Annotated in this window: 23 protein-coding genes; 8 read left to right on the plus strand and 15 right to left on the minus strand. The window is 67.2% G+C overall.

Annotated features, from left to right (window positions below):
- Positions 1 to 222: 222 nt before the first annotated feature.
- Together prfB and K7W41_RS15900 are read left to right on the plus strand one after the other, a co-directional pair.
- Positions 223 to 1,318, plus strand: a protein-coding gene (gene prfB / locus K7W41_RS15895) for a peptide chain release factor 2 (RefSeq protein ID WP_224610456.1) whose coding sequence is annotated in 2 segments (ribosomal slippage) — positions 223 to 267 and positions 269 to 1,318 — 1,095 coding nt in all. Because the reading frame shifts where the segments join, the coding sequence is not laid out codon by codon here.
- 108 nt (positions 1,319 to 1,426) lie between these two features.
- Positions 1,427 to 2,410, plus strand: coding sequence for a serine/threonine-protein kinase (locus K7W41_RS15900; protein ID WP_224610458.1), 984 nt, complete (start codon positions 1,427 to 1,429; stop codon positions 2,408 to 2,410).
- A gap of 93 nt (positions 2,411 to 2,503) precedes the next feature.
- On the opposite strand, the gene K7W41_RS15905 is transcribed toward K7W41_RS15900, so the two are convergent.
- Together K7W41_RS15905 and K7W41_RS15910 are read right to left on the minus strand one after the other, a co-directional pair.
- Positions 2,504 to 3,448 (minus strand): GNAT family N-acetyltransferase, encoded by a 945-nt coding sequence (locus K7W41_RS15905; RefSeq protein WP_224610460.1) that lies wholly within the window; start codon positions 3,446 to 3,448, stop codon positions 2,504 to 2,506.
- On the minus strand, positions 3,445 to 3,960 hold the full coding sequence (locus K7W41_RS15910; RefSeq protein WP_224610462.1) for a DinB family protein: 516 nt from the start codon (positions 3,958 to 3,960) through the stop codon (positions 3,445 to 3,447). The genes K7W41_RS15905 and K7W41_RS15910 overlap by 4 nt, the downstream gene beginning before the upstream one ends.
- Positions 3,961 to 4,101: 141 nt before the next feature.
- Between K7W41_RS15910 and rpsF the strand changes: the two genes are divergently transcribed.
- The 4 genes from rpsF to rplI all read left to right on the plus strand — a co-directional run bounded on the left by rpsF (position 4,102) and on the right by rplI (position 6,311).
- Positions 4,102 to 4,410, plus strand: coding sequence for a 30S ribosomal protein S6 (gene rpsF / locus K7W41_RS15915; RefSeq protein WP_224610463.1), 309 nt, complete (start codon positions 4,102 to 4,104; stop codon positions 4,408 to 4,410).
- 121 nt (positions 4,411 to 4,531) lie between these two features.
- The gene (locus tag K7W41_RS15920; RefSeq protein ID WP_224610465.1) at positions 4,532 to 5,431 is read left to right on the plus strand and encodes a single-stranded DNA-binding protein; all 900 of its coding nucleotides are present in this window, start codon (positions 4,532 to 4,534) and stop codon (positions 5,429 to 5,431) included.
- Positions 5,432 to 5,583: 152 nt separating this feature from the next.
- Positions 5,584 to 5,859, plus strand: a complete 276-nt coding sequence (gene rpsR, locus K7W41_RS15925; protein WP_107138328.1) for a 30S ribosomal protein S18 — start codon at positions 5,584 to 5,586, stop codon at positions 5,857 to 5,859.
- A gap of 11 nt (positions 5,860 to 5,870) precedes the next feature.
- Entirely contained in the window at positions 5,871 to 6,311 is a 441-nt protein-coding gene (gene rplI, locus K7W41_RS15930) for a 50S ribosomal protein L9 (protein ID WP_221090069.1), read from the plus strand.
- 607 nt (positions 6,312 to 6,918) lie between these two features.
- Here rplI and K7W41_RS15935 read toward each other — a convergent pair.
- Complete coding sequence (locus tag K7W41_RS15935; RefSeq protein ID WP_224610467.1) at positions 6,919 to 7,755, minus strand: DUF1963 domain-containing protein; 837 nt, start codon at positions 7,753 to 7,755, stop codon at positions 6,919 to 6,921.
- Positions 7,756 to 7,937: 182 nt separating this feature from the next.
- Between K7W41_RS15935 and rny the strand changes: the two genes are divergently transcribed.
- Positions 7,938 to 9,638 (plus strand): ribonuclease Y, encoded by a 1,701-nt coding sequence (gene rny / locus K7W41_RS15940; protein ID WP_224610469.1) that lies wholly within the window; start codon positions 7,938 to 7,940, stop codon positions 9,636 to 9,638.
- A 545-nt stretch (positions 9,639 to 10,183) separates the two neighbouring features.
- Here the strand turns inward: rny and K7W41_RS15945 are convergent.
- The 3 genes from K7W41_RS15945 to K7W41_RS15955 are packed head-to-tail and all read right to left on the minus strand — an operon-like array spanning position 10,184 to position 11,980.
- Complete coding sequence (locus K7W41_RS15945) at positions 10,184 to 10,870, minus strand: tRNA (adenine(22)-N(1))-methyltransferase TrmK (RefSeq protein ID WP_224610471.1); 687 nt, start codon at positions 10,868 to 10,870, stop codon at positions 10,184 to 10,186.
- The gene (locus tag K7W41_RS15950; RefSeq protein ID WP_224610472.1) at positions 10,857 to 11,411 is read right to left on the minus strand and encodes a YqhA family protein; all 555 of its coding nucleotides are present in this window, start codon (positions 11,409 to 11,411) and stop codon (positions 10,857 to 10,859) included. Before K7W41_RS15950 ends, K7W41_RS15945 begins: the two co-directional genes overlap by 14 nt.
- Positions 11,408 to 11,980 carry an MOSC domain-containing protein gene (locus K7W41_RS15955; protein ID WP_396115848.1) on the minus strand — a complete coding sequence of 191 codons (573 nt, stop codon included), beginning with the start codon at positions 11,978 to 11,980 and terminating at the stop codon, positions 11,408 to 11,410. Before K7W41_RS15955 ends, K7W41_RS15950 begins: the two co-directional genes overlap by 4 nt.
- A 185-nt stretch (positions 11,981 to 12,165) precedes the next feature.
- Here K7W41_RS15955 and tyrS point away from each other — a divergent pair, with 185 nt between their 5' ends.
- The gene (tyrS, locus tag K7W41_RS15960; protein WP_224610474.1) at positions 12,166 to 13,401 is read left to right on the plus strand and encodes a tyrosine--tRNA ligase; all 1,236 of its coding nucleotides are present in this window, start codon (positions 12,166 to 12,168) and stop codon (positions 13,399 to 13,401) included.
- 319 nt (positions 13,402 to 13,720) lie between these two features.
- On the opposite strand, the gene pyk is transcribed toward tyrS, so the two are convergent.
- The 9 genes from pyk to K7W41_RS16005 all read right to left on the minus strand — a co-directional run bounded on the left by pyk (position 13,721) and on the right by K7W41_RS16005 (position 24,374).
- Complete coding sequence (gene pyk, locus K7W41_RS15965) at positions 13,721 to 15,163, minus strand: pyruvate kinase (protein ID WP_224610761.1); 1,443 nt, start codon at positions 15,161 to 15,163, stop codon at positions 13,721 to 13,723.
- A 77-nt stretch (positions 15,164 to 15,240) separates the two neighbouring features.
- Positions 15,241 to 16,509, minus strand: a complete 1,269-nt coding sequence (gene eno, locus K7W41_RS15970; RefSeq protein WP_224610475.1) for a phosphopyruvate hydratase — start codon at positions 16,507 to 16,509, stop codon at positions 15,241 to 15,243.
- A gap of 140 nt (positions 16,510 to 16,649) precedes the next feature.
- Positions 16,650 to 17,732, minus strand: coding sequence for a DNA polymerase III subunit beta (gene dnaN / locus K7W41_RS15975; protein WP_221090078.1), 1,083 nt, complete (start codon positions 17,730 to 17,732; stop codon positions 16,650 to 16,652).
- Positions 17,733 to 18,089: 357 nt separating this feature from the next.
- Complete coding sequence (dnaA, locus tag K7W41_RS15980) at positions 18,090 to 19,469, minus strand: chromosomal replication initiator protein DnaA (protein WP_224610763.1); 1,380 nt, start codon at positions 19,467 to 19,469, stop codon at positions 18,090 to 18,092.
- A gap of 87 nt (positions 19,470 to 19,556) precedes the next feature.
- Entirely contained in the window at positions 19,557 to 20,528 is a 972-nt protein-coding gene (locus K7W41_RS15985) for an NAD-dependent epimerase/dehydratase family protein (protein ID WP_224610476.1), read from the minus strand.
- 59 nt (positions 20,529 to 20,587) lie between these two features.
- Positions 20,588 to 21,715 carry a DNA-processing protein DprA gene (dprA, locus tag K7W41_RS15990; RefSeq protein ID WP_396115851.1) on the minus strand — a complete coding sequence of 376 codons (1,128 nt, stop codon included), beginning with the start codon at positions 21,713 to 21,715 and terminating at the stop codon, positions 20,588 to 20,590.
- A gap of 55 nt (positions 21,716 to 21,770) precedes the next feature.
- Entirely contained in the window at positions 21,771 to 23,141 is a 1,371-nt protein-coding gene (locus K7W41_RS15995; RefSeq protein ID WP_224610766.1) for a sensor histidine kinase, read from the minus strand.
- Positions 23,142 to 23,209: 68 nt separating this feature from the next.
- Positions 23,210 to 23,869 carry a response regulator transcription factor gene (locus tag K7W41_RS16000; protein WP_224610477.1) on the minus strand — a complete coding sequence of 220 codons (660 nt, stop codon included), beginning with the start codon at positions 23,867 to 23,869 and terminating at the stop codon, positions 23,210 to 23,212.
- A gap of 109 nt (positions 23,870 to 23,978) precedes the next feature.
- The gene (locus tag K7W41_RS16005) at positions 23,979 to 24,374 is read right to left on the minus strand and encodes a hypothetical protein (protein ID WP_224610478.1); all 396 of its coding nucleotides are present in this window, start codon (positions 24,372 to 24,374) and stop codon (positions 23,979 to 23,981) included.
- Positions 24,375 to 24,475 lie beyond the last annotated feature (101 nt).

The following is a 24,475-nucleotide window of genomic DNA, read 5'->3' on the forward strand; positions in this document are numbered from 1 at the left end:
CGGTGGCTAAACTTGTCAACACCCCTCCCTTGTCGCCCTCTTGGCTGTTGGGCCAGGGGGGAAAATTGCACTGCAGCACGGCGCTTCGCTGTGGCCTGCCGCCGGAGGGAACAGCACGACCTCTCCCCTCTCCTTCTGGGTAGCGCCGCGCTTCTATACTGGGCTCTTGCACAAGACCCGCCCCCCGGCCAACGGGACCAGGGCGGAAGGGAGGCACGCCCCATGCAGGAACTGCTTGAAAAGCTGGCGTCGCTCCGGGAGTACCTTTGACATTCCCGGCAAAACGCGGCGCCTGAACGAACTGGATAGAGAACTCAGCGATCCCGAACTCTGGAACGACTCCGCACGCGCCCGCAAGGTGACACAGGAAGCCGGCACGCTGCGCCGCGTCGTCGAGAGCTACAGCACCCTGAACTCCGACGCCCAGGGCCTCTCGGAGATGCTGGACATGGCCAGCCCCGAAGAGCGCGAGATGCTGCTGGAAGAACAGCAGTCCATTGAGGCGCGGGTAGACGAGCTGTACAAGGAAACGCTCTTCACCATGAAGCATTCCGACACCGCCGCCATCGTGCGCGTAAAAAGCGGTGCAGGCGGCACCGAGTCCATGGACTGGGCCGGCATGCTCTCGCGCATGTACATGCGCTGGGCCGAGCGCCGGGGCTTCAAGGTCGAGATGATTGACCAGGTGGACGGCGATCAGGCCGGGGTGGTCAGCAGCGAATTCATCATTCGGGGTGAAAAGGCGTTCGGGATGATGGCGCCGGAACACGGCGTGCACCGCCTCGTGCGCGTCTCGCCCTTTGACTCCAACAACCGCCGCCATACCTCGTTCGCTTCGGTGGATGTGGTGCCCGAGGTGCCGGAAGAAGAGATCAACATTCACATTCCCGACTCTGACCTGCGGCGCGACGTGTTCCGCTCGCAGGGGGCGGGCGGACAGGGCGTGAACACCACCGATTCCGCCGTGCGCCTGACCCACTTGCCCACCGGGATTGCCGTGGCCTCGCAGCAGACGCGTTCTCAGATCAAGAACCACGAGATCGCCCTGCAGATCCTCAAGCAGCGCCTCTACGACATCGAGATGCGCAAGCGCGAGGAAGAGGAAGCCAAGGCGCGCGGCGAGCAGAAGAAGATCGAGTGGGGCTCGCAGATCCGGTCTTACGTGCTGGATAAGCAGTACATCAAGGACCACCGCACCGGCGTCATGAAGCACAACCCCGATGACGTGCTGGACGGCGATCTGGCCGACCTGCAGTGGGCGGGCCTGGAATGGCTGGCCGGCAAACGCGTGGCCGAGGAAGCGGGCGACGACGAATAACGCCGCCCAAAGCAGCGGGCTGGTCGCACAGGGGCGCTCGTCAGACGGGCGCCCTTTGCGCTAAGGTGCAGCAGTCGAGCCTGCAGGCCAACGGAGTGCCCCCATCCCATGTCTGAAGACCGCACCATCCCTGGCTACACCCTGCACCGTGTGATCGGGCGCGGGAATACCTCGCTGGTCTGGCTGGCCACCGACGCGCGCAAGAAGGAGGTGGCCCTCAAGGTGCCGCTGCCCGAAACGCTGCGCGTGCAGGAGGCCGCCGAGCGCTTTGGCAACGAGGTGCGGCTGACCCTGAAGTTTCGCCACCCCCACCTCGTGCCGGGCTACGCGGGCACGCCGTTTGGCCCCAAGGCGTTCCTGGCCATTCCATATTATTCGCGCGGCGCCCTGAGCGAGCTGCTGCCCCAGCTGCCCAGCGGCACCCTGCCGCTGCCCGAGGCCCTAAGGGTGCTGGCCGATGTGGCCTCAGCCCTGACCTACCTGCACCACCAGGGCGCCGTGCACCAGGACGTGAAGCCGCAGAACGTCTACGTGGATGAGCAGGGCCGCGCGGCCCTAGGCGACCTGGGCAGCGCCTATTTCACGGCGCAGGGCGGGCAAGCCAGTGGCAGCCCCTTCTATATGTCGCCCGAGGTGTACCACGGCGAAACCAGCAGCGCCGCCAGCGACGTCTACAGCCTGGGCATCACCATGTACGAGTTGCTGGGCGGTGAGCGGCCCTACCACGGCAACACCTACGAAGAGCTGATGGTGGCGCACCTGACCCGCTTCCCCGCGCCGCTGCTGAGCCTGAATCCCAAGGTGTCGCGCCGGGTGGCCCGGCTGGCCGAACTCGCCCTGGCCAAGCGCCCCCATGACCGCCCCACCGCCGACGCCATTCGCCGCGCCCTGCTGAGCGCCCTGGGCGAAACCCCAGCCGACGAGGTCTACGAGGACCCTGATCAGGAGAAGGAAGCGGCCCCCGTGCCCGCCCGGCAGATGGGCCGCCACGGCCCGCAGTCAGAGACGCGGCCCCAGACCCCGGAACCGGCGACCGCCCCAGAGGCCTCAGGCAAGGAAAGCCGCTGGAGCCTGTTCAAGCGCCGCAAGTAGCCCCAACTCCCATGGACTGCGGTTCATGGCTAGAAAGTCCTTGCTCTCTTCCATAGGCTCGGCAAACTTCCATAACCCTTCTCGGAAGGGGCCTCACAGCGTGACGTGCACCTCGAAGCGTCCGGTGCGGGACTGATACCCCAGGCGCTGGTTCACCGCCAGCATGGGCGCATTGCCTGAATGGTTGTTGGTGCGCAGCAGGGGAAGGCCAGCGGCCTGGGCCTGGGCGATCACCTGCAGTTTCAGCGGCAGGGCCAGCCCGCGCCCCCGCGCTTCGGGGACCACGGCCGTCAGGGTGTTGTAACCGAAGTTCTGGCGCTGAAAGCTTTCCAGGATGGAGGTGCCCAGCCACTCGCCCTGCGGGCCCACCGCCAACACCCACCAGTCGGGGCGCGGGGAAGCATTCAGCCGAAGGAGCCGGCGCACCTCGGCCAGGGACCAGCGGGGATGACCGCGCAGGTCCGGGGTTTCGGTCAGGCGGTCGGCCACGAAGTTCACAAACCGCTCGATGTCGTCGTCGCCCGCCCCCTCAAGGTCTGTGAAGGTCACCTCCTGCGCGGCGGCCCACGCCAGGCTGGCTTCAAACGGCGCCGCGTCAAAGGCCGTGAGGTCCAGCTCGGAGGCAAAGCGATGCACCTTCACCACCGCGCCGCGCCGCGTGCCCCAGGCCAGCGAACCGGGGTCATCGTCGGCCACGTCCAGCGTCAGGCCGCTGGCCTGGGCTTCGCGCCCCGCCTGCACGGCGTCGGCCCACAGCTGCTCCCCAGCGCCCTGCCGCCGGAAACGCGGGTCCACGACCACCTGGGCTTGCAGGAAGCCGGGCGGTGCAAACGCGAAGGTCTGAAGCTGCGAGGCGCCCACCGCCTCACCAGCCGCGTTCGCCAGCAGGCGGCGGCGCAGCGTGTGCGCAGGGTCGCGCCGGGCGTCCGTCGCCTGAATGCCCTCGGCTGTGACCCCGGGGCGGCTGAGGGCCCACAGCGCGGCCAGGGCTGGAAAGTCATCGGGCGTGACTGGCCGCAAGGTCCAGTCCGGATTCACAGCAGGGCTTTGACCAGCTGGCGAATGGCCCCCAGGTGGTAGGCCACATGCGCCACGCCGCCGGCCAGGCCCCCGGTGGCGTCTCCGGTCACGGGCTGGGCCTGCTGGGTGTGGGTAAACGCCACCAGGGCGTCGTAAGCGGCGCGCACCCGCTGGCGCTGCTCGGCCCAGCCCGCCTCGTCCACGGCGCGCGGCTGAAAGCTGCCCTGCCAGTCAAAGGGGCCCCGGTCGCCGTCGCGCTCCCAGCGCACGATCACTTCCATATGAAAGGCCGTGTGGGCGGTGTGGGCCGCCACCGTGGTGCCCAGCACCTCGCGGCTGGCCTGTTCGGCGCTTAGAGCCTCCAGGGTGGCAAGGAGGCCGTGGTTGCCGCTGCCATCGGCGGCCGTGCTATCCAGAAAGGCGGTGGGCTTGCCCGGCTGCCCGCCTTCAACAGTTTCGCGCAGGATGTCGAGAATGCCGTCCAAGGGGTGTTGGGGCGAGGAGGGAGACGGCGCAGCAGCATCGGTCATGCCTCAGGGTAAGCGGTGCCCGGGGCACGGGCCTATCCGCCGCGCGGCTCTGGTCAGGGCGCGGCCCGTCTGGTATGCTTGCCAATTGCGCTGCCCGGCGAGGCCCGAGCCTGCCCAAAGCGGCGACAAAGGAGGTGAACTATGAACCAGTACGACCTGAACCTGATCCTGAACCCCAACCTCAGCGCCGAACAGGTGAGCATCGAGAAGGAATACATCGAGAGCACCCTGAAGGGCGCGGGCGCGGAAATCAGCACCCTGGACGAGCTCGGCAATCGCCGCCTCGCCTACGCCGTGAACAAGGACCGCGAGGGCTACTACCTGATGTACACCATCAAGGCCGCCGGCAACCCCGAAAAGGACATTGCCAGCACCCTGCGTCTGCGTGACCATGTGCGCCGCGTCCTGGTGGTCAAGGACCGCCCGGAATGGAAGACCAAGAAGGCCTGATCTTTTTACGCCGTTGACGTAAAAGGTCAGGTTTGTTATCGTATGGTCAACCCGCAAGGGCCAACACGCCAGCTTGTTTTTCGACCCCAGTACTTTCGCCAGCAACCAAGGAGACCCTGTTATGGCCCGAGGCATGAACCACGTTTACCTAATCGGCGCACTCGCCCGTGATCCCGAACTGCGCTACACCCCCAGCGGCACCGCCGTATTTGAAGCCACCGTGGCCGGTGAAGACCACATTGTGGGCAACGACGGCCGCGAGCGCAAACTCCCCTGGTACCACCGCGTGTCCATTCTGGGCAAGCCCGCCGAGTGGCAGGCAGAGCGCAACCTGAAAGGCGGCGACGCCGTGATGGTGGAAGGCAGCCTGGAATACAGCCAGTGGGAAGCGCCCGAGGGCGGCAAACGCAGCATGGTGCGCGTCAAGGCGCTGCGCATGGAGCAGCTGGGCACCCAGCCCGAACTGGTCCAGGACGCCGGAGGCGGCGTTCGCATGGGCAGCGGCATGAATGAAGTGGTGCTGATCGGGAATGTCACCCGTGACCCCGAACTGCGCTACACCCCCGCCGGCGACGCGGTGCTTGGGCTCGGCCTGGCCGTGAACGAGACCTGGAATGACCGTCAGGGGCAGAAGCAGGAAAAGACCCACTGGATTGACGTGACGCTGTGGCGTGAACTGGCCGAGAGCATGAAAGACCTGCGCAAGGGCGACCCTGTGCTGGTGCGCGGCCGACTGGTGAACGAAGCGTGGACCGACCGCGATGGCAACAAGCGCAACTCCACCAAAGTAGAGGCGACGCGAGTCGAAGCCCTGTCCCGAGGCGCGGCCAGCCCCAATTCCGGCTACGCCGCAGCCACCCCCGCCGGACCTCGCACGCAGACCGCGAGCAGTGCGGCGCGCCCGCAGAGCGCTGGGTACAACCAGCGCCCCGCAGCGAACACGGGGAACCGTTCGGGCGGCTTGGATATTGATCAAGGTCTCGACGACTTCCCGCCGGACGAGGAAGACCTGCCGTTTTGAGGCACGCCTGACGGCGTGAGGTTTAAGGGTCCAAGAGTCAAAGGGTCTAAGAAAAAACCATCTCTGTCTTTTCTAGACTCTTCGACCTCTCGACCCTTAGACCGCCGCACAGCGGCCCCTTTCCTCCCCGGCGGCTTTAGAGGAATCCCCACATGACCCAGGCAAACAACGCCGAGCGCAAGCCGCGCGGCAAGGGGCCCAAGCGCCCCCGCAAGCCCAAGGTGGACCCGTTCTCGATTGGAGAGCTGGAAATCACCGATTACAAAGACGTGAAGATGCTGCGCCGGTTCGTCTCTGACACCGGCAAGATCCTCCCCCGCCGCCGCACCGGCCTCTCGGCCAAGCACCAGCGCCGCATTGCGCAGACGATCAAGATCGCCCGCCAGCTGGCCCTGCTGCCCTACACCGAGAAACTGGTCCGGAAGTAAGGAGGCCTGCTATGCAAGTCATTCTTCTGGAACCCGGCAAGCTGGGTAAAACCGGCGACATCGTGAATGTCAAAGACGGCTACGCCCGCAACTGGCTGATTCCCCAGGGCATCGCCGCGCCCGCCACCAGCTCGAACATGAAGAGCCTGGAAGCCCGCGTGCGCGCCCGCCAGAAAGTGCAGGCCGCCGAGAAGGCCAGCGCCGAGGACCTCGCCAGCCGCCTGAACGGCGTCGCGGTGGAACTCAGCGTGCGCGCTGGCGAAGGCAAGATCTACGGCGCCGTGACCCACGCCGACGTGGCTGGCGCCCTGGACAAGCTGGGCTTTGACGTGGACAAGCGCCGCATCGACATGCCGAAGACCGTCAAGGAAATCGGCGAGTACGACATCGCCTACCGCGCCCACCCCGAAGTCACCATTCCTATGAAGCTCGTGGTGCACGCCACGAAGTAAAGACATCCCTGTCTTTGACCCCCGCTGAAGAGGCGGGGGTTTTTGCATGGACCACATTGGCCCTGCGGCGTAGCTGCAGTCCCGCACGAAGGCCGGCGCCCCTCTCCCGTGCTGCAGGCGTCCTTTTCGGCCTGTGGCTTCCGCTGCCCTTGTCCTCACTGCCTGCACGCCACCCAGACTGCCGACCGGGGATCCAGTGTGGGGGCCCAGCGTCGCGCTGCGCCCCGGAACGCCGCGCATGGGCCAGAGCCTGACCTTTGATCTTCAGGCCAGCGGGGCGCCGGGCTCTGTCGCCCTGTTCGTTGAAGCGCCCGATGGCACGGTGCAATTGGCACAGGGCAACCGCACAAGCTTTCTGGCGGCCGACAGTGCCTTCAAACTGGTGGCGTCTGCGCCCACGGGGAACCATCAGATGCGGCACCTCAGCGCCGCGCCCCTGAATCTGGCGGGCATCCGTGCCTACCCCCGCGCCAACTCGTCATTCGCCACAGTGCAGGATCAGGGAGCCGGGCCTCTGAAAAGTGCCCTGCTGGCCAAACTCAGGGCGCAGACTCCTGGCCAGACTGGCTTCAGTCCCTTGACCGTGCTGCCACAACCGCCCGGCACGTCAATCCACACCCAGCTCGTAGTGGGCCCGGTCAAAACGCCGGGCCCGCAGCGCATGGCAGGGCAGGATGAATTCCGGGGTATAGAGGTGATTGTCGCCCGTGTCCTCCAACACGTCGTCGCCCAGGTGCGAGATGTTGAACAGCCGCAGAAGATTCACTGCCGGGTCGGCGAGGGTCCAGCCGCGCTGACCCCGGGCGGCAGCAAGGTCCGCGCAGGCCAGAAACGAGGCCCGGTCCACGTGACCAAAGAGAGTGGCGGGGCTGAACTCGAAGAACCCTGACTGGCTTAGCCCGTGTCGTAGCCAGCAAAAGCGGTCGTCCTCTTCTCCCGTCAGGCCACTGGGAACAGACAGCTCCACCAGGCTCAGGGCGCGGTGGGCGAGCACCTGTCGGGACCGGTAGGCATAGCCGTCAGGGGGCAGGCTGGGTCGCCGCCCCAGCTCGTCCACCTGGGGCCAGTACTGGACAACCAACTGCTCGTCGGGGTGAAACAGCCAGAAGAACGACAGCAGGCCGTGCGGCGGCTCGTCATCGTCAGGTGCGCGGTCCGGCAACTGATCCAGCCGGAACTGGCACAGAAAGCGCAGGGGCACCCCGGCAGGGCTGCGGGGCCATGTCCAGTCCGGGGGCACATCAGGCTGACCGCCGAATTTGCTGCTGGCCACCGGAAGCTCTTCATCCGGGGTCTCCTCGAAGTCCAGGTGGTAGCAGGGCCGCACGGCCCGGTGGAGTACGGCCTCCACTGCGGTGCCGGGCGGCTGGCCCATTTGGGCCAAGTGCTGCCGAATCCAGGCATGGACCTCGGCGAGGGAAGCGGCTGCGGGGGAATCAGTCATGGGGCAGGCTACCTCTCAGCGCGCCTCTCTCCCCTGGCGGACCTTTGGAGCTACACTGCGTGGCGAACGTCCCTTCCAAAGTTCAGCCACGGCAGGCGGCGTTCGCTATTTCATCACCCTATGCGGGGCGCGGCCGGCCAGAGGCCTACGCGCCCCATGCAACACACCGAAAGGAGCGCACCATGACGACGACCGTTTGGGTCATCGTGGCGCTGCTGCTCGGGTTGGTCGGGGGCTTTCTGGGCGGACAGACACGCGGCGCGCGCAGGCGGGCCGAGGTGGACGACCGACTTCAGCAAGAAGCCCTGCAGGAAGCGCAGCGCATCCGCGCGCAGGCCGAAGAGGCCGCGCAGGCGCTGCGGGCAGAGGCCGACCAGGCCCGGCAGGAGGCCACGCGACGAACGCAGGAAGCCGCGCAGCGCGAGCAGCAGCTTTCGCACCAGAGTGCCCAGCTGGACGCCCAGCGCGAACAGGTGCTGGGGCTGCGCACCCAGCTGGACGCCGAACGCGCCCAGACCAAGCAGGAGGTGGCGCGCGAACGCGAGGCCCTGGCCACCGACCGCCAGGAAACCCGGCGCGAACGCGAGGAACTCAAGCGCGAGATTGAGCGCCTCAACCGCCGCGCCGAGCAACTGGACGCCCGGGGTGAGAAACTGGACGCCCTGGAAGAGCGCCTGGAGGACCGCAGCCGCGCGCTGGGCACCCAGGAAGCCGACTTGGCCGAGCGTGGCCGGCTGGCCGACCGGCGGCTGTACGAGGTGGCGAACCTGTCCCCCGAAGCGGCCCGCGCCGAGATTCTGGACCGGCTGGACGCCGAACTGGAAGAAGAAAAGGCCATCCGGATCAAGGCCATGCAGGAGCGCGCGGCGGCGGAGGCGCGGCGCACCGCGCGCCACGTTATTGCCCAGGCCATCCAGCGCAGCGCTTCGGAAACGAGTGCTGCGCTCAGCGTTTCGGTGGTGCCCATTCCCAACGACGCCATGAAGGGCCGCCTGATTGGCCGCGAAGGGCGCAACATCCGCGCCTTTGAAGCCCTGACTGGCGTGGACCTGATTATTGACGACACGCCGGAAGCCGTGATTCTCTCCAGCTTCAACCCGGTGCGCCGCGAGGTGGCCCGGCATGTGCTGGACGCCCTGGTGGCCGACGGGCGCATTCACCCCACGCGCATTGAGGAAATGGTCCACAAGGCGCAGGACGAGATGAAGACCTACATGCACACCCAGGGCGAGGAAGCCGCCATTGAGGCGGGCGTGGTGGGCATCAAGCCGGGGCTGGTGCAGCTGCTGGGCCGCATGTACTTCCGCACCAGCTACGGCCAGAACGTCCTGAAACACTCCATTCAGGTGGCGCACCTGACCGGCATCATGGCCGACGAACTGGGCCTGGACGCCGCCCTGGCCCGCCGCGCCGGCTTGATGCACGACGTGGGCAAGAGCATTGACCGCGAAATTGACGGCACCCATGTGGAAATCGGCATCAACCTCGCCAAGCGCTTTGGCGAGCCCCCCGAGGTGATTGACGCCATTGCCCACCACCACGACCCGGAAAACGGCGAAACGCTGTACTCGGTGCTGGTGGCTGCCGCCGACGCCATCAGCGCGGCCCGGCCCGGCGCGCGGCGCGAGGAACTCGAATCCTACGTGCGCCGCCTGGAACAGCTGGAGCAGATCGCGGTGTCCTTTCCTGGTGTGCAGCAGGCCTACGCCATTCAGGCCGGGCGCGAGGTGCGCGTGATCGTGCAGCCCGAGAAGGTCACCGACGCCCAGGCCACGCTGCTGGCCCGTGAAATCGCCGGCCGGGTGGAGCAGGACATGGAATACCCGGGGCAGGTGCAGGTGACTGTGGTGCGCGAAAGCCGCGCGGTGGAAGTGGCGAGGTAGGGGAAGTGGGAGGCGGGGAGCGGTGCGCGGGAAAAGGCGCCTGCTCCCCCTTCTTTTTTGGCGTGGAGCATGGCCTTGTGCCGCGCCATACGTAGAGGTTGACCTGGGCTGGGTTGCGGGTTCTCTTGGGCAGAGACCAGGAACCAGCAGGGGCGGGCCCGCGCCAATCACCTGCCGGGGTATACACGACGCCCTGCAGCCATCGTCCGAATCACACGTTCCAGACGTGATTTTCTCAACCCATCGGCTGGACTTGACCGGCCCTGTATACCGCGCTATGTTGTTCTTATCACCGCCGAAGAAGGCGGCTTTTTTATTGCCTCTCGTTTTGGGTAGCCTCTCTCAGGCAGAGGTGGGCGACCAGCGGGGGAGGTACGCTTCCTCTGGTGGCGTTCGGCCTACGGGGCTATGCACCACCTTATGGGCGGTGCGCGCGAAACACACGTTCTAGACGTGATTTTCTGGACCCATCGGCTGGGCTTGACCGGGCCTGCATACCGCGCTATCTTGTTCTTATCACCGCCGAAGAAGGCGGGTTTTTTGTTTTAGGGTCCGTTCAACCACGCCCAGGCGGCTTCGGCCACCTCCAGCTCGGTCTGGGCCACGCGGCCTGGGGCGGCCAGCGGGGTCAGGCGGCGGAGGTCGGCCTGCACCTGGGCGCGCAACAGGGGGTCACGGCCACGCAGCAGGGCCGGGCCGTAGCGCAGGGCCGCTTCGTCGGGCAGGTCCGCGTAAGCCGGATCGGGGCCAGGCGCCCGGTCCAGGCGCAGCACCGGGTAGGCCCAGTAGCCGGGAATAAGCAGATCGGCGCGCAGGTGATAGCCGGCGCCCCGGGCCCAGCGGCGCAGGGACTCGGCGTTGTCGTTGGGCTGCAGCACCAGGGTGAGCGGCAGGCGCGCTGGCTCGCGCTGCAGCATCCCCAGGATGGTGAAGGCGCCCATGCCGGTGACACTGGCGCTCGCCACCTCGCCTGGGGCCAGGGGGGCAAAACCGTCGCCCGCGCGCACCTCCAGCTTGCCCGTCAACCCGGCGCGCGCCACGTTTTGCCGGGCGTGGGCCAGGGGCCCAGGGTTCAGTTCCACGATCACGCCGCGCGCAATGCGGCCTGTGCGCAGCAGCCGGATCGGCAGCTTGGCATGGTCGCTGCCGATATCGGCATGGGTATCGGCGCGCACCAGCGTCAGCACGGCCTCCAGGCGGGCGTCCAGCGCGGGGCCCTCAAGCCGCGTCATCCGGCTCCTCGGGGGGCAGGGCGGGGCTGCGGCCCTGCCGGGTCAGGATGACGGAGTAGGCACCCACCGCCAGAATGACGGCCGAGATCGCCAGGCCGTAGCCCAGGATGTCGGACCCCGTCCATTTCAGGGCCACGCTGAAGAAATTCACGCCCAGCGCCAGAATCACGATGCCGATCAGCTTCTGCTTCAGGTCGTCAAAGGAATCGATGTGTAGCCAGGGCGGCACGTTCTGCAGCCGGCCCACGAACAGCGCCTGCAGGCCAAACGAGATGATCAGCAGCGCCATGCCGATCAAGAGGGTGTCGGCCTGCTCCACGGCGGCCACGATCAGGCGCTTGGTGGTGTCGGGCTGGCCCAGTTCGGCAAAGGCCGCGCGAATCGTCACGTAGGCCTGGGCAATAGCCGCCACGAACAGCGCCAGACTGAAGGCAAAGGAACTCAGCACCCCCAGTTCCACGATCAGCCGCGCAAAGCCAAAGGCGCCCGCCAGCGTCAGGCGCCGCGCAGAACCCAGCCGGGCCGGGGGCCGGGCTTTCATGCTGGCCCGCCGGGGGGCAGGGGCCGCACCTCGTCTCCTTCGCGGAGACGGCCGCCGCGAATCACCCGGGCGGTCAGGCCACCGTGCCCGCGCACGGCGTTGTACCCGCCCTCCCCCAGCGTTTCCTCCATCCGCGAGCACGGGTGGCACTCGCCGGTGCCTTCCAGCACCACCTCGCCAATCTGAAAACGGGCGTCTTTCAGGGCCAGCAGCGGCAGGCCACTGACCACCACGTTGCGCCGCAGCAGGTCCGGTGTGACCTCCGCGCGGCCACACAGCGCGGCGATCACCGGCAGGTGCTCGGCCTGGATCAGCGTGACCTGCCGCCGCCCCGGGCCGCCGGGCACCGGGGTCGCCGCACCCGGCTGGGCCACTTCTCCTACCTCGCCAGTCAGGGCGGTCAGGCGGGGCGGCGCCTGCTTGCCGTGGTCACCGATCAGGCCCACCAGCGGATGAACCTCGACCTCGGCGCAGCGCACCACCGGCGCCCGGCGGGCGGGGCGCAGGCCAATCCACTCCACCCGCCCGGGGCGCACAAACGTGGCGCGCAGTTCGTGGATGGTCTTCACGCTCCGCATGCTACCTGCACAGGCCTGGGCCCGGCCGGGGGCGGCTTTGCTATGCTGCGGGGCATGAGGCGCCCGACCCGACGTGCGTATCCGCCCCGCCGCGAGGTGGGGGTCAGGTAGCCTGAAATCCAAACCCGAAGCGGCGAACTTGTGACGAGTTCGCCGCTCTTTCCTTGGGAGTGCCTATGAACGAAATTCGGCGGAATGTACCGGTAGACGAGCAACTGCAGATCCTGAGGCGCGGCGTGGTGGACCTGGTGTCTGAAGACGACCTGCGCCGCAAGCTGGAAAAGGGCGCGCCCCTGCGCGTGAAGCTGGGCGCCGACCCCACCCGCCCAGACCTGCACCTGGGCCACGCGGTGATTCTGCGCAAGATGCGGCAGTTTCAGGACCTGGGCCACAAGGTGATCATGCTGATCGGCGACTTTACCGCCATGATCGGCGACCCCAGCGGCAAGAGCAAAACCCGCCCGCCCCTGACCCTGGAACAGACCCGCCAGAACGCGGGCAGCTACCTGGAACAGTGCCGCCTGATCCTGCGCGATGACCCCGAGGTGCTGGAAATCCGCTACAACGGCGAGTGGCTGGAACCCATGGGCTACGCCGACGTGATCCGGCTGGCCAGCCGCTACACGGTGGCGCGCATCATGGAGCGCGACGACTTCAAGAAGCGCTTTGAAGGTGGCGTGCCCATCGCCATGCACGAACTGCTCTACCCGCTGACCCAGGGCTACGATTCCGTGGCGCTGGAAGCGGATGTGGAGTTGGGCGGCACAGACCAGCTGTTCAACAACCTCGTGGGCCGGGCGCTGCAGCGCGACTACGCCCAGGAGCCCCAGGTGGTCATGACGCTGCCGCTGCTGGTGGGCCTGGACGGCGCAGAGAAGATGTCCAAGAGCCTGGACAACTACATTGGCCTCACCGACGAGCCGCACGCCATGTTCGCGGGGCTGATGAAGGTGCCCGATCCTCTGCTGGACAACTACTTCACCCTGCTGACCGACCTGAGCCGCGAGCGCATTGATGAGCTGCTGGCCGGTCACCCGGTGGCCGCCCACCGCGAACTGGCCCGCGAAGTGGTGCGCGCCCTTCACCCTGGAGCCGATCTGGACGCCGCCGAGGCCCGCTTCAAGGCCGTGGCCAAGGGCGGTATTCCCGAAAACCTTCCCGAAGTGGCCGTGCCAATGGGCGAGCTGAACGAGGAAGGCCGCATCAGCCTTGCCAAACTGGTGGTGTTGGCCGGGCTGGAACCCAGCAACGGCGCCGCGCGCAAACTCATGCAGAATCGGGGCCTGAAGCTCAACGGCGAGCCCTTCACCGACCCCCAGGGCACCCTGACCCGGGACCAGCTGTCTGCCGAGGGCGGCGCGGTGCTTCAGAAGGGCAAAGACAAGTTCGCGCGCCTGCGCCTGGGGTCCTAGGCCACCCAGGTTCTTCACAGGCCCTTCATGACCCTCCTGTGGGCTTGCAGAGACCAGGCCCCAAGAGCCAGTCCACACAAAGTTATGCACAGGGCACTGTGGACAACCCCGTCAGGCTGTGGACAACGCCCTGCACGCACAAAAGCCTGTGGACAACCCAGAACTTATCCACAGGTACAGTGTGGAAAAACCCCGTGCCTGTGGATAAAAAATTGACGCCCAGCTGACACACGGCAAGGTGAATGAGCGCCCGACCCAGGCCGTGGCACAAGCAGAACGGAGGGACATTCTTGGCCCCTCCGTTCGATTTGCGCTGGGCTCAGAAGCGCAGCTGGTCTTCGCGCAGGCGCTCCACACGGAGCATGTTGGTGGTGCCGCGCACGCCGAAGGGCACGCCCGCCGTGATCACGTAGCGGTCACCCACATCGGCCAGCCGACTGCGGCGCAGTTCGTCGTTGGCAATGCGCACCATGTCGTCGGTGTTGCGGGGGTCTTCGCTGAGTACCGGCACCACGCCCCACACCAGGGCCAGCTGGTTGCGGGTCTGTTCGTTGGGGGTCAGGGCCAGGATCGCCAGCGGGGGGCGGTTCTTGGCAATGCGCGAGGCCGCGCCGCCGGTGCTGGTAAAGGTCACGATGGCGGGCGAATCCAGCTTCTCGCCAATGTTGCAGGCCGCGTAGGCAATGGCGTCCTGGGCCAGTTCGGTGTCGATGACCAGCTGGCGCTGCAGCATCTTGTAGTGCTCGCTGTCTTCGGCCTCGTGGGCAATGCGGGCCATCATGGCCACCGATTCCACCGGGTACAGGCCCGCCGCCGACTCTGCCGAGAGCATCACGGCGTCGGTGCCGTCGTAGATGGCGTTCGCCACGTCCGAGGCCTCGGCGCGGGTGGGGCGGGGCAGGTTGATCATGCTCTCCAGCATCTGGGTGGCGGTGATCACCGGCTTGCCCACTTCACGGCACAGGCGGATCAGGCGCTTCTGGATGGTGGGCACCTGCTCGGGGCGCATCTCCACGCCCAGGTCGCCGCGCGCCACCATGATGCCGTCCACTTCCTTCAGGATGTCGTCAAAGCGGTCCACGGCCTGAGGCTTTTCAATCTTGGCCATCAGCTTGGCGCGGCTGCCAAAGCGCGACAGGTAGTGCCGGGCCAGCAGCAGGTCGTCGCGCGAACGCACGAAGCTCAGGGCCACCCAGTCCACGCCCAGCTCGGCGCCGAACTCCATGTCCTGCACGTCCTTTTCAGACAGGGCGGGCACGCTCAGGTCGGCTTCGGGCACGTTGATGCCCTTGTTGTTCTTCAGCACGCCGCCGATGACCACCTTGGTGATCACGTCCTGGCCGCGCACACTGTCCACCTGCAACGCCATGTTGCCGTCATCCAGCAGCAGCGCCATGCCCGGCTGCACGTCATGCACGAGGCCCTTGTAGGTGCTCGACACCCGCTCGGCGTCGCCCTCAATGTCGTCCATGGTGATGGTGAAGGTGTCGCCGGGGCTCAGGGTGACTGAGCCTTCCTTGAAGCGGCCCACGCGGATCTTGGGGCCCTGCAGGTCCTGCAGGATGCCAATCGCCACGCCCTTTTTCTCGGCCAGTTCGCGCACCATCTGCACTGTCTGGCGGTGGTCTTCGCGGTCACCGTGGCTGAAATTCATGCGCACCACGTTCATGCCCGCGTCAATCATGCGGCCCAGCACCTCGGGCGAGCGGCTGGCGGGACCCACGGTCGCCACGATCTTGGTGGCGCGGTCAATGTCTTTCATCTGCATGATGGAATCCTTTCCATGAGGCAAGGGGGACCGGGCGGCGGAGACTGTCCCCCACCGCCCGGCCACAGGACTTAGCGCAGCGCCTTGCGGCCTGGATACACGGCGCGCTCACCCAGGCTGTCTTCGATGCGCAGCAGCTGGTTGTACTTGGCAATGCGGTCTGAGCGGCTGGCCGACCCCGTCTTGATCTGGCCCGCATTGGTCGCCACCGCCAGATCGGCGATGAAGTTGTCCTCTGACTCGCCGCTGCGGTGCGAAATCACGGTGCCGTAGTGGTGGCGCTTGGCCAGCTCAATGGCGTCCATGCTCTCGGTCAGGCTGCCAATCTGGTTCACCTTCACCAGAATCGCGTTGCCCACCTTCGTATCAATGCCGCGCTGCAACCGCTCGGGGTTGGTCACGAACAGGTCGTCGCCTACCAGCTGCACCCGGTCACCGATCTTGGCGGTCAGGGCGGCCCAGCCGTCCCAGTCGTCTTCGGCCAGGCCGTCTTCAATGCTGACGATGGGGTAACGGCTGCCCCAGTCGGCCCAGAAGTCCACCATCTCGGCCGTCGAGAGCACGCGGCCCTCGCTTTCGAGGTGGTACTGGCCGTCCTTGTACAGCTCGGTCACCGCGGGGTCCAGGGCGATGGCGATGTCCTTGCCGGGCTCGTAGCCAGCCTTCTCGATGGCCTCCAGCAGCACGTCCAGGGCTTCCTCGTTGCTCTTGAGGTCGGGGGCAAAGCCGCCTTCGTCGCCCACGTTGGTGTTGTAGCCCTTGCTGGCCAGCACCTTTTTCAGGGTGTGGAAGGTTTCGGCGCCGTAGCGCAGCGCCTCGCGGAAGCTGGGGGCGCCCACGGGCATCACCATGAACTCCTGAAAGTCCACGGAGTTGTCGGCGTGCGCCCCGCCGTTGATCAGGTTCATCATCGGCACGGGCAGGGTCTTGGCGTTGCTGCCGCCCAGGTAGCGGTACAGGGGAATATTCAGCTCGGCCGCCGCCGCGCGGGCCGTGGCGAGGCTGACGGCCAGGATGGCGTTGCCGCCCAGCTTGCCCTTGTTGGGGGTGCCGTCCACGGCCATCAGGGCGGCGTCAATGGCAGCCTGCTCGCTGGCGTCCAGGCCCACGATGGCCGGACCCAGGGCCCCGTTCACGTTGCCCACGGCCTGCTGCACGCCCTTGCCCAGGTAGCGGGCGCCGCCGTCGCGCAGTTCCAGCGCCTCGTGGGTGCCGGTGCTGGCGCCGCTGGGCACAATGGCGCGGCCAGACAGACCGCTGTCGAGGTGAACTTCAGCTTCCACGGTGGGGTTGCCGCGCGAGTCCAGGACTTCACGGGCGAGCACTTTCTGAATCTTCATTCCTGTTTTCCTCCCCAATTCACGGCCCTTCCGCCCGGCGGAAGGTGTACTTCAGACACTATAAGCGGGGGCGGGACCCTCTCGGTAAACCCGGTCTAACGCTCCCCCGTCCTTACCCCGCGCCGCCCCGGAAAGGGCCCTTAAACGCGCAGCGTGACCATGACGGCCATGTAGCCCCCGCCCCCGGCCGCGCGGAAGATCGCGGGGCTGGTGGAGCCGGAGAACAGCAACTCGGCTTCACCTTCGATAGGGCCCAGAGCGTCCAGCACATGCCGGGCGTTGAAAGCGAGGCTCATGGCGGGTTCGGTGCCGCCCTGCACCACATCCAGGGTGTCCTGCGCGCGGCCGTAATCGCCCTCGGCGGCCAGGCGCAGTTTGCCCTCCGACACCAGGAATTCCACACGGTTATTCGCGTTCTTGTCGGCCAGCACGGCCACGCGGTTCACGGCTTCCTTCAGGGCGGTGGCGGGCAGGGTGACCTGCAGCTTGATCTCCTTGGGAATCACGCGCTCGTAGTCCGGGAAATCGCCGTCGAGCAGCTTCAGGTTCATGCGCACGCGGTCGGTGGTCACGCTCAGCAGGCCCTCGCCGTAGGTGAAACGGGCCTCGCCGTCCTTGAGCACCCGGATCAGTTCATCCACGCTGCGCGCCGGAATGATCAGGTTGCGGCCGTCGCCACTGGCCGGGAAGTCGCGGATGGCCACCCGGTAGCCGTCAGACGCCACCACCCGCGCGCCCTCGGGTCGGTGCTCCAGCTTGATCCCCCGGAAGACGGCCTGAAACGCCTCGTTGCTGGCGGCGTAGCGCACGCTGGCAAAGGCGCGGGCCAGTTCGCCCGAGTCCAGGCTGACATCGGCCTGGGCCGGGAAGCTCAGGGGCGGGTAGGCGTCAATGTCGCCGGTCTGCAGCTTAAAGTCCGAGCCACCCGAGCGCACCGACAGCTCCTGCCCGCTGAGTTCCAGCTCCACCAGTTCGCCGCCCAGATTGCGCACGATCTGCGCGAACAGGTGGGCGGGCACCACGAAGTTCTGCGGCGCTTTGACTTCCGCAGGCACAAAGCACGAGAGGTCAATTTCGAGGTTGGTGCCGCTGAGGGTCAGGCCGGCTTCACTGGCCTCCACCTTCAGGGATGTGAGCAGGGGGTTGCTGCTGCGGCTGGGGATCACCCGCTCCAGCAAGCCCAGGCCTTCGCTCAGGATTTTCTTGGTGACGTGTACGTTCATGCCTTGCCTCACTGTCTGGTCCCTATCTTTTTCCTGTTTTTAAACTTAAAAAAGATAGTAGTAGTAATAGGGCCTGTGGAAACTGTGGAAAAGTGCCTTAGGCGAGCGCCCAGCGCAGGTTCGCCCTGTGGACAAAAATGTGGATAACTGGCCCTTTCGTGTGGAAAACCTGTGGATAACTTTGGGGGTTATCCACACCCCTCTCGGGGGTCCGAGTTTTCCACAAAGTTATCCACAGAAAAATCGGGGTTATCCACAGCTTATCCACAGGTTTTTCCACAGCTTGTGAAACTGTGCACACCGTTTTGGAACGGATTTTGGAACATATTCTGAATCCACCAAAACGGCTACCCATCATTATGCTTCAACCTCATCGTCATCCAGCCCCTGCATCCGGCGGCGCAGGGTGTCCACCGAGGCAGTCAGTTCGGCGTCCTTGCCCAGGGCCTCGGTGACCTTGCTGATGGCGTGCATGACGGTGGAGTGGTCCCGGCCGAAGAACTGGCCGATTTCGGGGAGTGAATGGTCTGTCAGCTCGCGGATCAGGTACTGGGCCACCTGCCGGGCGGTGACCACCTCGCGCACGCGCCCAGCGCCGCGAATCACCTCGGCGGGCATGTTGTAGTGCGTGGCCACCTGCCGCAGCACGTCCATCATCTCCACCTTGACTTCCTGGGGTGCAAAGACGTTGCTCAGGGCCTTGGCCGCCACTGCCCGCGAGAAGGGCACATTGTTCAGGCTGGAAAAGGCCACCACCCGCATCAGCGCGCCTTCGAGTTCCCGGATGTTGCTGGTGACCTGCCGGGCGATGAGTTCCAGCACCTCCTGCGGGATGTTGATGCGGTTGTGCTCGGCGTTCATCTTCAGAATCGCCACCCGCGTCTCGAATTCCGGAGACTGGATATCGGTGATCAGGCCCCATTCGAAGCGGCTGCGCAGGCGCCCTTCCAGGGTCTGGATGTCCTTGGGCGGCCGGTCGGAACTCAGGATGATCTGCTTGTGGTTCTCGTAGAGCGCGTTGAAGGTATGGAAGAACTCCTCCTGCGTGCGCTCCTTGCCGGCCAGAAACTGGATATCGTCCACCAGCAGCAGGTCCACCGAGCGGTAGCGGTTGCGAAACTGCGTCATCTTGTCGTCGCGGATGGCGTTGATCAGGTCATTCGTGAACGACTCGGTGGAGACGTACTCAATGCGCTTGCCGGGAAAGCGCTCGGTCATGTAGTGGCCCACCGCGTGCATCAGGTGGGTTTTGCCCAGGCCCACGTCCCCGTAGATAAAGAGGGGGTTGTATGCCTTGCCCGGCGACTCGGCCACGGCCAGGGCGGCGGCGTGCGCGAGGTTGTTGTTGGGCCCCACCACGAAGTTCTCGAAGGTGTATTTGGGATTGAGCACCTTGCGGTTTTCCGGCAGAGGGGGGCTGGGCGCGCGGCCTGCGGGTGCCGGCGGTGGCGGGCCCGGCGGCGGATCGGTGGGCAGCAGCAGGGCGTCCTGTGCGGCCGGCAGCACCTGAAAGGTCACCTGCGGATTCTGCGCGCCCAGCGAGCGCAGGGCGTCTTCGAGCAGTTCCAGGTAGTGCTTGCGAAACCACTCCTGGGCGAACGAGTTGCGCACGCCCAGCACCAGCGAGCCTTCCTGCACGCCCAGGTTCTTCACCGGCGCGAACCAGGTGTGGTATTCGACCTCTGAAATGTTCTTGCGGACGTACCCCAGCACGTCCGCCCAGATTTCCTGCGAGATAAGGCGCACCTCCCTTGCGGCACTCTTGATGCGCCGGCCAGCATAGCACCCGCGCTTTCGCTTCTCTCTGGAGAAAGGCCGGGGGGCTCAGTTTTCTTTTTCTCGGTGTGCGCGCAGGACTTCAGCTTCTCGCTCGGGGCTCAGGGCGTAGTCCAGATGCGCCCCCGCACTCCAGGCCCGGGTGTTCTGGGCGGTGACTTCGGGCGGGGTCAGGGTCAGCCCGGCGGCCAGGGCCCGCTCGGCGCTGAGATCCATCAGACCGGCCTGGGGCGCCGCCTCGGGGAGATACAGGGGCAGTTCGCGGAAGCCCAGCCCGGCCCGCTCCAGCGCGTCCTGGCCCAGCCACACCGGCTGGGTGATGCCCAGGACGCGGGCGAACTCGGCCCAGGTCAGGCGGGGCCCGGCGAGGTTGAACACGCCGCCAATGCCCTGCTCAATCACCTGCACGGTAAAGCGGGCCAGATCCCGCGCGTCAATCACCTGCAGGTGGTCGGTGCCGTCGCCGGGCAGCAGGGTCTCCCCTCCCCTGCTCGCGCGGTCAGGCCAGTACGGGTAGCGGGCAGTGTGGTCGTAGGGCCCGGCCACGATCTGGGGGCGCAGGATGGTGGCCCGCTCGCCGTAGGTGGCCTGCACGATCTGCTCGCAGGTGACCTTGAGGGGGCCGTAGGTTTCACCCGTGATCTCGGTCACGTCTTCGGCGGCGGGGGGCAGCAGCGGGTCGTCCTCGCGCACCGGGTGGCGGTCCGGCTCGGCATAGACGCTGGCGGTGCTGATGAACACGTAGCGTCCTACCTGACCCTGCAGCCCCTCGGCGCTGGCGCGCACCTGCCCAGGTGTGTAGCCGCTGACATCCACGCAGGCGGCCCAGGTGCGCCCGGCCAGAGCGGCCAACCCCGCCTCGCCGACGTTCCGGTCACCGTGCAGGCGCTCCACCTCGGCGGGCAGCTCGTCGGGGCTTTGCCCCCGGGTGAGCACTGTCACCCGGTGCCCGGCCGCCAGCAACGCCAGCACGATATGCCGCCCCACGAACTTGGTGCCGCCCAGAACCAGAATGTCCATGCGGCCATCCTGGCATCTGAACGGCCCGGGGGTCGAGGTACAGCAGGTGGGTGGGGACTCTAGCGCCGCACCCAGCGCCCGCCCACCTCTTCGGTCAGGCCCAGCAGTTGGAGCAGCACCAGCGCGGTCTGCACCTCGGACAGGGGCAGGCCGGTGAGGGTCTGTAGGTCGTCCAGCGTGCGCGGTTCGTGCAGAGCGGCCAGTACCCGGGCCTGTTCGGGGGGCAGGTCTGGCAGGGGGGCTGGCGGGGCGGCGCCCCAGCCCAGTTCGGTCAGGACATCGGCGGCGCTCTCGGTCAGCACGGCGCCGTCGCGCAGCAGCTGGTGGGGGCCAGCGGCGCGGGGATCGCCCGCGCGGCCCGGCACCGCAAACACCGTGCGGCCACACTCCAGGGCGTGCGTGGCGGTGATCAGCGAACCGGATCTGCGCTCGCCTTCCACCACCACGGTCCCGGCCGACAGCGCGGCAATCAGGCGGTTGCGTTCGGGAAAGAGGTGCTGGGCTGGGCGGGTGCCCAGCGGCGACTCGCTGACCAGGATCAGGCGCTCGGCCAGGGCCCGGTTCTCGCTGGGGTAAATCACGTCCACCGCGCTCCCCAGCACCGCGATGCTGAGGCCCCCAGCCTCCACGGCCGCCCCGTGCGCCGCCGTGTCAATGCCCCGCGCCAGTCCACTGACCACCACCACGCCGGCCCGCGCCAGATCGGCGGCCAGCATGCGGGTAAAGGCGGCGCCGTGCGGGCTGGCCGCGCGGGTGCCCACCATGCCAATGGCGCGCGGGACCTCGGGCAACTCGGGCAGGTCGCCGCGCACCCACAGCACCGGGGGCGGATCACCCAGGGCATTGAGCGCCGCCGGGTAACCGGGCAGGCCCCGGAACAGCAGGGTGACCCCTTCGGCCTGGGTGCGGGCCAGTTCGGTCTGGGCGCGGGTGTGGGCCTGCCCCTGGGCTCTGGCGTCCCCCAGCGCCGCCACGCTGCGGCTGTCCAGGCCCGACACCTCGCGCAGGGCGCGGCCCGGGGCCTGCAGGACCGCTACGGCGCTGCCGAAGTGCCGGCGTAGCCCCTCAATCCGGCGCGGGCCCAGCTGGGTGGTAAAGCGCAGGACCAGCAGGGCCAGTCGCTCATCGGCCAGGGCGGGCGGCGCGGCATCGAACAGGGTGGGGCCATTCACAGAGGGGCCAGTCACCGGGTCAGCATACGGGGCCGGGGGCGGCCCGGCAGGCGAAGTTGCCCGGGGTGGGTCAGGAGGAGGCGGGCACGGGGTCTTCCTCGACTGGGTCCTCGTCCAGAGGCTCATCTTCCTCGTCGCCCAGCGCCGCGCCGGGGATGGTCAGGGTGAACAGCGCGCCGCCCTGGGGGTGGGTGGTGCCGCTCAGCTCGCCGCCGTGCAGCCGGGCAATCTGACGGGCCACGCTGAGGCCCAGGCCGCTGCTGCCTGCGCCGCTCACGAAGGGCTCGAAAATGCGTTCGCCCAGGTCATCGGGCAGGCCGGGGCCGCTGTCGTGGACGGTAAAGGTGACGCGCTCCGGGGTCTCCTGCAGGGTGAGGGTCACGGTGCCGGCGGGGCCCGCCGCGCGCCGGGCGTTGGCCAGGAGGTTGCGCAGGGCCTGGGTCAGCCGGTCCGGGTCGCACAGGATGCCGCCCTGCCAGTCGCCCAGAAACGTGGTGCCGGGCACCAGCCGGTCCAGGCGGCCCTGCAGCGTGCGCGCCGGAATGTAATGCCACGCCAGCTTCAGTTCCAGCTGGCCGCGCGCCAGCTGCATCAGGTCCTGGGTGGTGAAGGTCAGCTCGTCGGCCACCAGCGCCGCGCGGGCCACCTCCGGGTCGCGGGTGCGTTCCTCGGCCCGCTGCAGGCTGGCTTTCAGGACGGTCAGCGGCGCGCCCAGCTCATGCACAATCTGGCCCAGCAGCTGCTTTTCGCGGGCCTGCCCGGCCTCAATGCGCACCAGCAGGCGGTTGATGGCCGCCAGCAGGCGGTGAACCTCGTCCTCGCGTCCGGGCAGCGGCAGGGTCTCCAAGCTACGGGTGGGGTCAATGCGGTCGGCGAGGCTGGCGGCACTTTCCAGCCCGGCCAGCGCGCGCCGCCCCACGAACCAGCCCGTCAGCAGCAGCACAGCGGGCGAGACGATCAGGGCCAGCAGCAGCGCACTTAAGGCACTCTGGCGGGCCGAGAGCAGGTCGTCTTCGGGCAGACCCACCCACAGGGTGCCGAAGTTGCCGGCCTTGCGCTTGACCACGCGCACCGTGGTGTTCTGCACCGGCACGCGCGACAGGTCGCCAAAGGGATAGGGCGCCTCGATGTATTCGCGCAGCGCCGAACTGGCGCTGGTTACCTGCCCATCAAAGCCAATCAGCATGGTGTAGGCGCTGGCGCTGCCCGCCGCCCGGCCCAGGCTACCGGGGTCGGTAAAGGCCTGGGCCAGTGTGTCGGCGCGTTCGTTCAGGCGGTCCTGAAACTGCCGCTCCATGCGGCCTAAGAGCAGCGTGACCACCCCCAGGGTGATGAGGGTGATCAGGCCCAGGGCCAGCAGGCTGTAGGTGAGGGCCAGCCGGAAGCGCAGGGAATGGCGCCACGCCACCCGCGCGGAGTGCAGCCCCGCGCCGGGCGTCAGCCGGGCTGCCCGGCGCCGCGCCTGGGCGCCGGAGTCCGGCCCGGCCTGCTGGGTCACGGCGTCACAGGCTAGGCCTGCAGCACATAGCCGACGTTGCGAATGGTGCGGATGCGCAGGTCACTGCCGGCATGTTCCAGTTTTTTACGCAGCTGCGAGATGCGCACTTCCACCGAGTTGCTGTTGGGGGTTTCCCAGCCGTATAGATGCGACTCAATGTCCGCGCGGGAAAACACGCGTTCCGGGGTGCGCATCATCAGCTCCAGAATCCGCGCCTCGTGCTCGGTGAGGTTCACATGCTTGTCGCCCACGGTCAGCAGCAGCGAACTGGTGCTGAGGCTGGTGTTCCCCAGGTTCACGCCGGTCCCGGCCGCCGTGCGCCGCAGCAGGGCTGTAATGCGGGCGTCCAGCTCGGGCATGGCGAAGGGCTTGGTGAGGTAATCGTCGGCCCCCGCGTTCAGGCCCGCCACCCGCTCCTGCACGCCACTGCGTGCCGAAAGCACCAGCACAGGCGTGCTGGAATACTGCCGCAGGGCCGCCACCAGATCCAGGCCGTCGCCGTCGGGCAGGTTCAGGTCCAGCAGGATCAGCTGCGCGGTGTGGGTGCCCAGCCACGCCTGGGCGTCTTTGAGCGTGGCGGCGTGGTGCACCTGATAGTCGGCCGAGAGGTATTCCTTGAGCAGCGGCCCCAGGTGTGGGTCGTCTTCAACAATGAGGATCTGAGCCAGCATGCGTCTCCTTCGGGGCCCCCGCGCGCCAAGCCGCGGCGCCCCTGGTGCTGTGATCGTAATGCCGCGTCTACGCGCTGGGCTTGAGCAAACCTGCGCGCTTCGTTGGGCTTTACTTGTTGGAATTCCCGGGGCCGGTGTTGCGCAGGCCCGGCAGGCTGAGCGACTGCCCGGCGCGCTGCAGGCTGACCGACAGCTTGAAGGGCGTCAGCAGCCGCGCCAGTGTGGTGCCGCCTTCCAGTATCAGCTGGCCGTCGTTCAGGGTGCCGGTGTAGCGGCTTTTCAGGCCCGCAAAGGTGCCCCGGGCGCGCTCGTCGTCGCTGGGGGCGAACAGCACCACCACGGGGCCGTCGTAGTCGTCCACCAGCCGCACCGTCATGCGCCCGCCGCTGCTCTCGCCGCTGCCCAGTTTGATGTTCATCTCGCGGTCCCACACGATCAGCTGCAGCGCCCCGGCAGGCGCGGACAGGCTCAGGAGGGTCAGGAGGGCAAAGAGCAGTCTGGTCATGGTGTTCAGGGGACTCCGTATCTGGTCTGGGGGCGTGGGGAAAGGGCGGGAACAAGACCACGGCCGGGTGGGGGCCGGGCTTATGACTACCCAGCGTACCC

Source organism: Deinococcus multiflagellatus (assembly GCF_020166415.1).
In the GTDB taxonomy this organism is placed as follows: Bacteria; Deinococcota; Deinococci; order Deinococcales; family Deinococcaceae; genus Deinococcus; species Deinococcus multiflagellatus.

Bases quoted from the DNA above. Each gene is read 5' to 3' on its own strand.
- K7W41_RS16000 (WP_224610477.1), bottom strand. From the start codon at position 23,869: ATGCTGGCTCAGATCCTCATTGTTGAAGACGACCCACACCTGGGGCCG.
- pyk (WP_224610761.1), bottom strand. From the start codon at position 15,163: ATGAAAGACATTGACCGCGCCACCAAGATCGTGGCGACCGTGGGTCCC.
- K7W41_RS15920 (WP_224610465.1), top strand. From the start codon at position 4,532: ATGGCCCGAGGCATGAACCACGTTTACCTAATCGGCGCACTCGCCCGT.
- K7W41_RS15935 (WP_224610467.1), bottom strand. From the start codon at position 7,755: ATGACTGATTCCCCCGCAGCCGCTTCCCTCGCCGAGGTCCATGCCTGG.
- rny (WP_224610469.1), top strand. From the start codon at position 7,938: ATGACGACGACCGTTTGGGTCATCGTGGCGCTGCTGCTCGGGTTGGTC.
- rplI (WP_221090069.1), top strand. From the start codon at position 5,871: ATGCAAGTCATTCTTCTGGAACCCGGCAAGCTGGGTAAAACCGGCGAC.
- K7W41_RS16005 (WP_224610478.1), bottom strand. From the start codon at position 24,374: ATGACCAGACTGCTCTTTGCCCTCCTGACCCTCCTGAGCCTGTCCGCG.
- K7W41_RS15945 (WP_224610471.1), bottom strand. From the start codon at position 10,870: ATGACGCGGCTTGAGGGCCCCGCGCTGGACGCCCGCCTGGAGGCCGTG.
- K7W41_RS15910 (WP_224610462.1), bottom strand. From the start codon at position 3,960: ATGACCGATGCTGCTGCGCCGTCTCCCTCCTCGCCCCAACACCCCTTG.
- tyrS (WP_224610474.1), top strand. From the start codon at position 12,166: ATGAACGAAATTCGGCGGAATGTACCGGTAGACGAGCAACTGCAGATC.
- eno (WP_224610475.1), bottom strand. From the start codon at position 16,509: ATGAAGATTCAGAAAGTGCTCGCCCGTGAAGTCCTGGACTCGCGCGGC.
- rpsR (WP_107138328.1), top strand. From the start codon at position 5,584: ATGACCCAGGCAAACAACGCCGAGCGCAAGCCGCGCGGCAAGGGGCCC.
- dnaN (WP_221090078.1), bottom strand. From the start codon at position 17,732: ATGAACGTACACGTCACCAAGAAAATCCTGAGCGAAGGCCTGGGCTTG.
- K7W41_RS15985 (WP_224610476.1), bottom strand. From the start codon at position 20,528: ATGGACATTCTGGTTCTGGGCGGCACCAAGTTCGTGGGGCGGCATATC.
- rpsF (WP_224610463.1), top strand. From the start codon at position 4,102: ATGAACCAGTACGACCTGAACCTGATCCTGAACCCCAACCTCAGCGCC.
- K7W41_RS15950 (WP_224610472.1), bottom strand. From the start codon at position 11,411: ATGAAAGCCCGGCCCCCGGCCCGGCTGGGTTCTGCGCGGCGCCTGACG.
- K7W41_RS15900 (WP_224610458.1), top strand. From the start codon at position 1,427: ATGTCTGAAGACCGCACCATCCCTGGCTACACCCTGCACCGTGTGATC.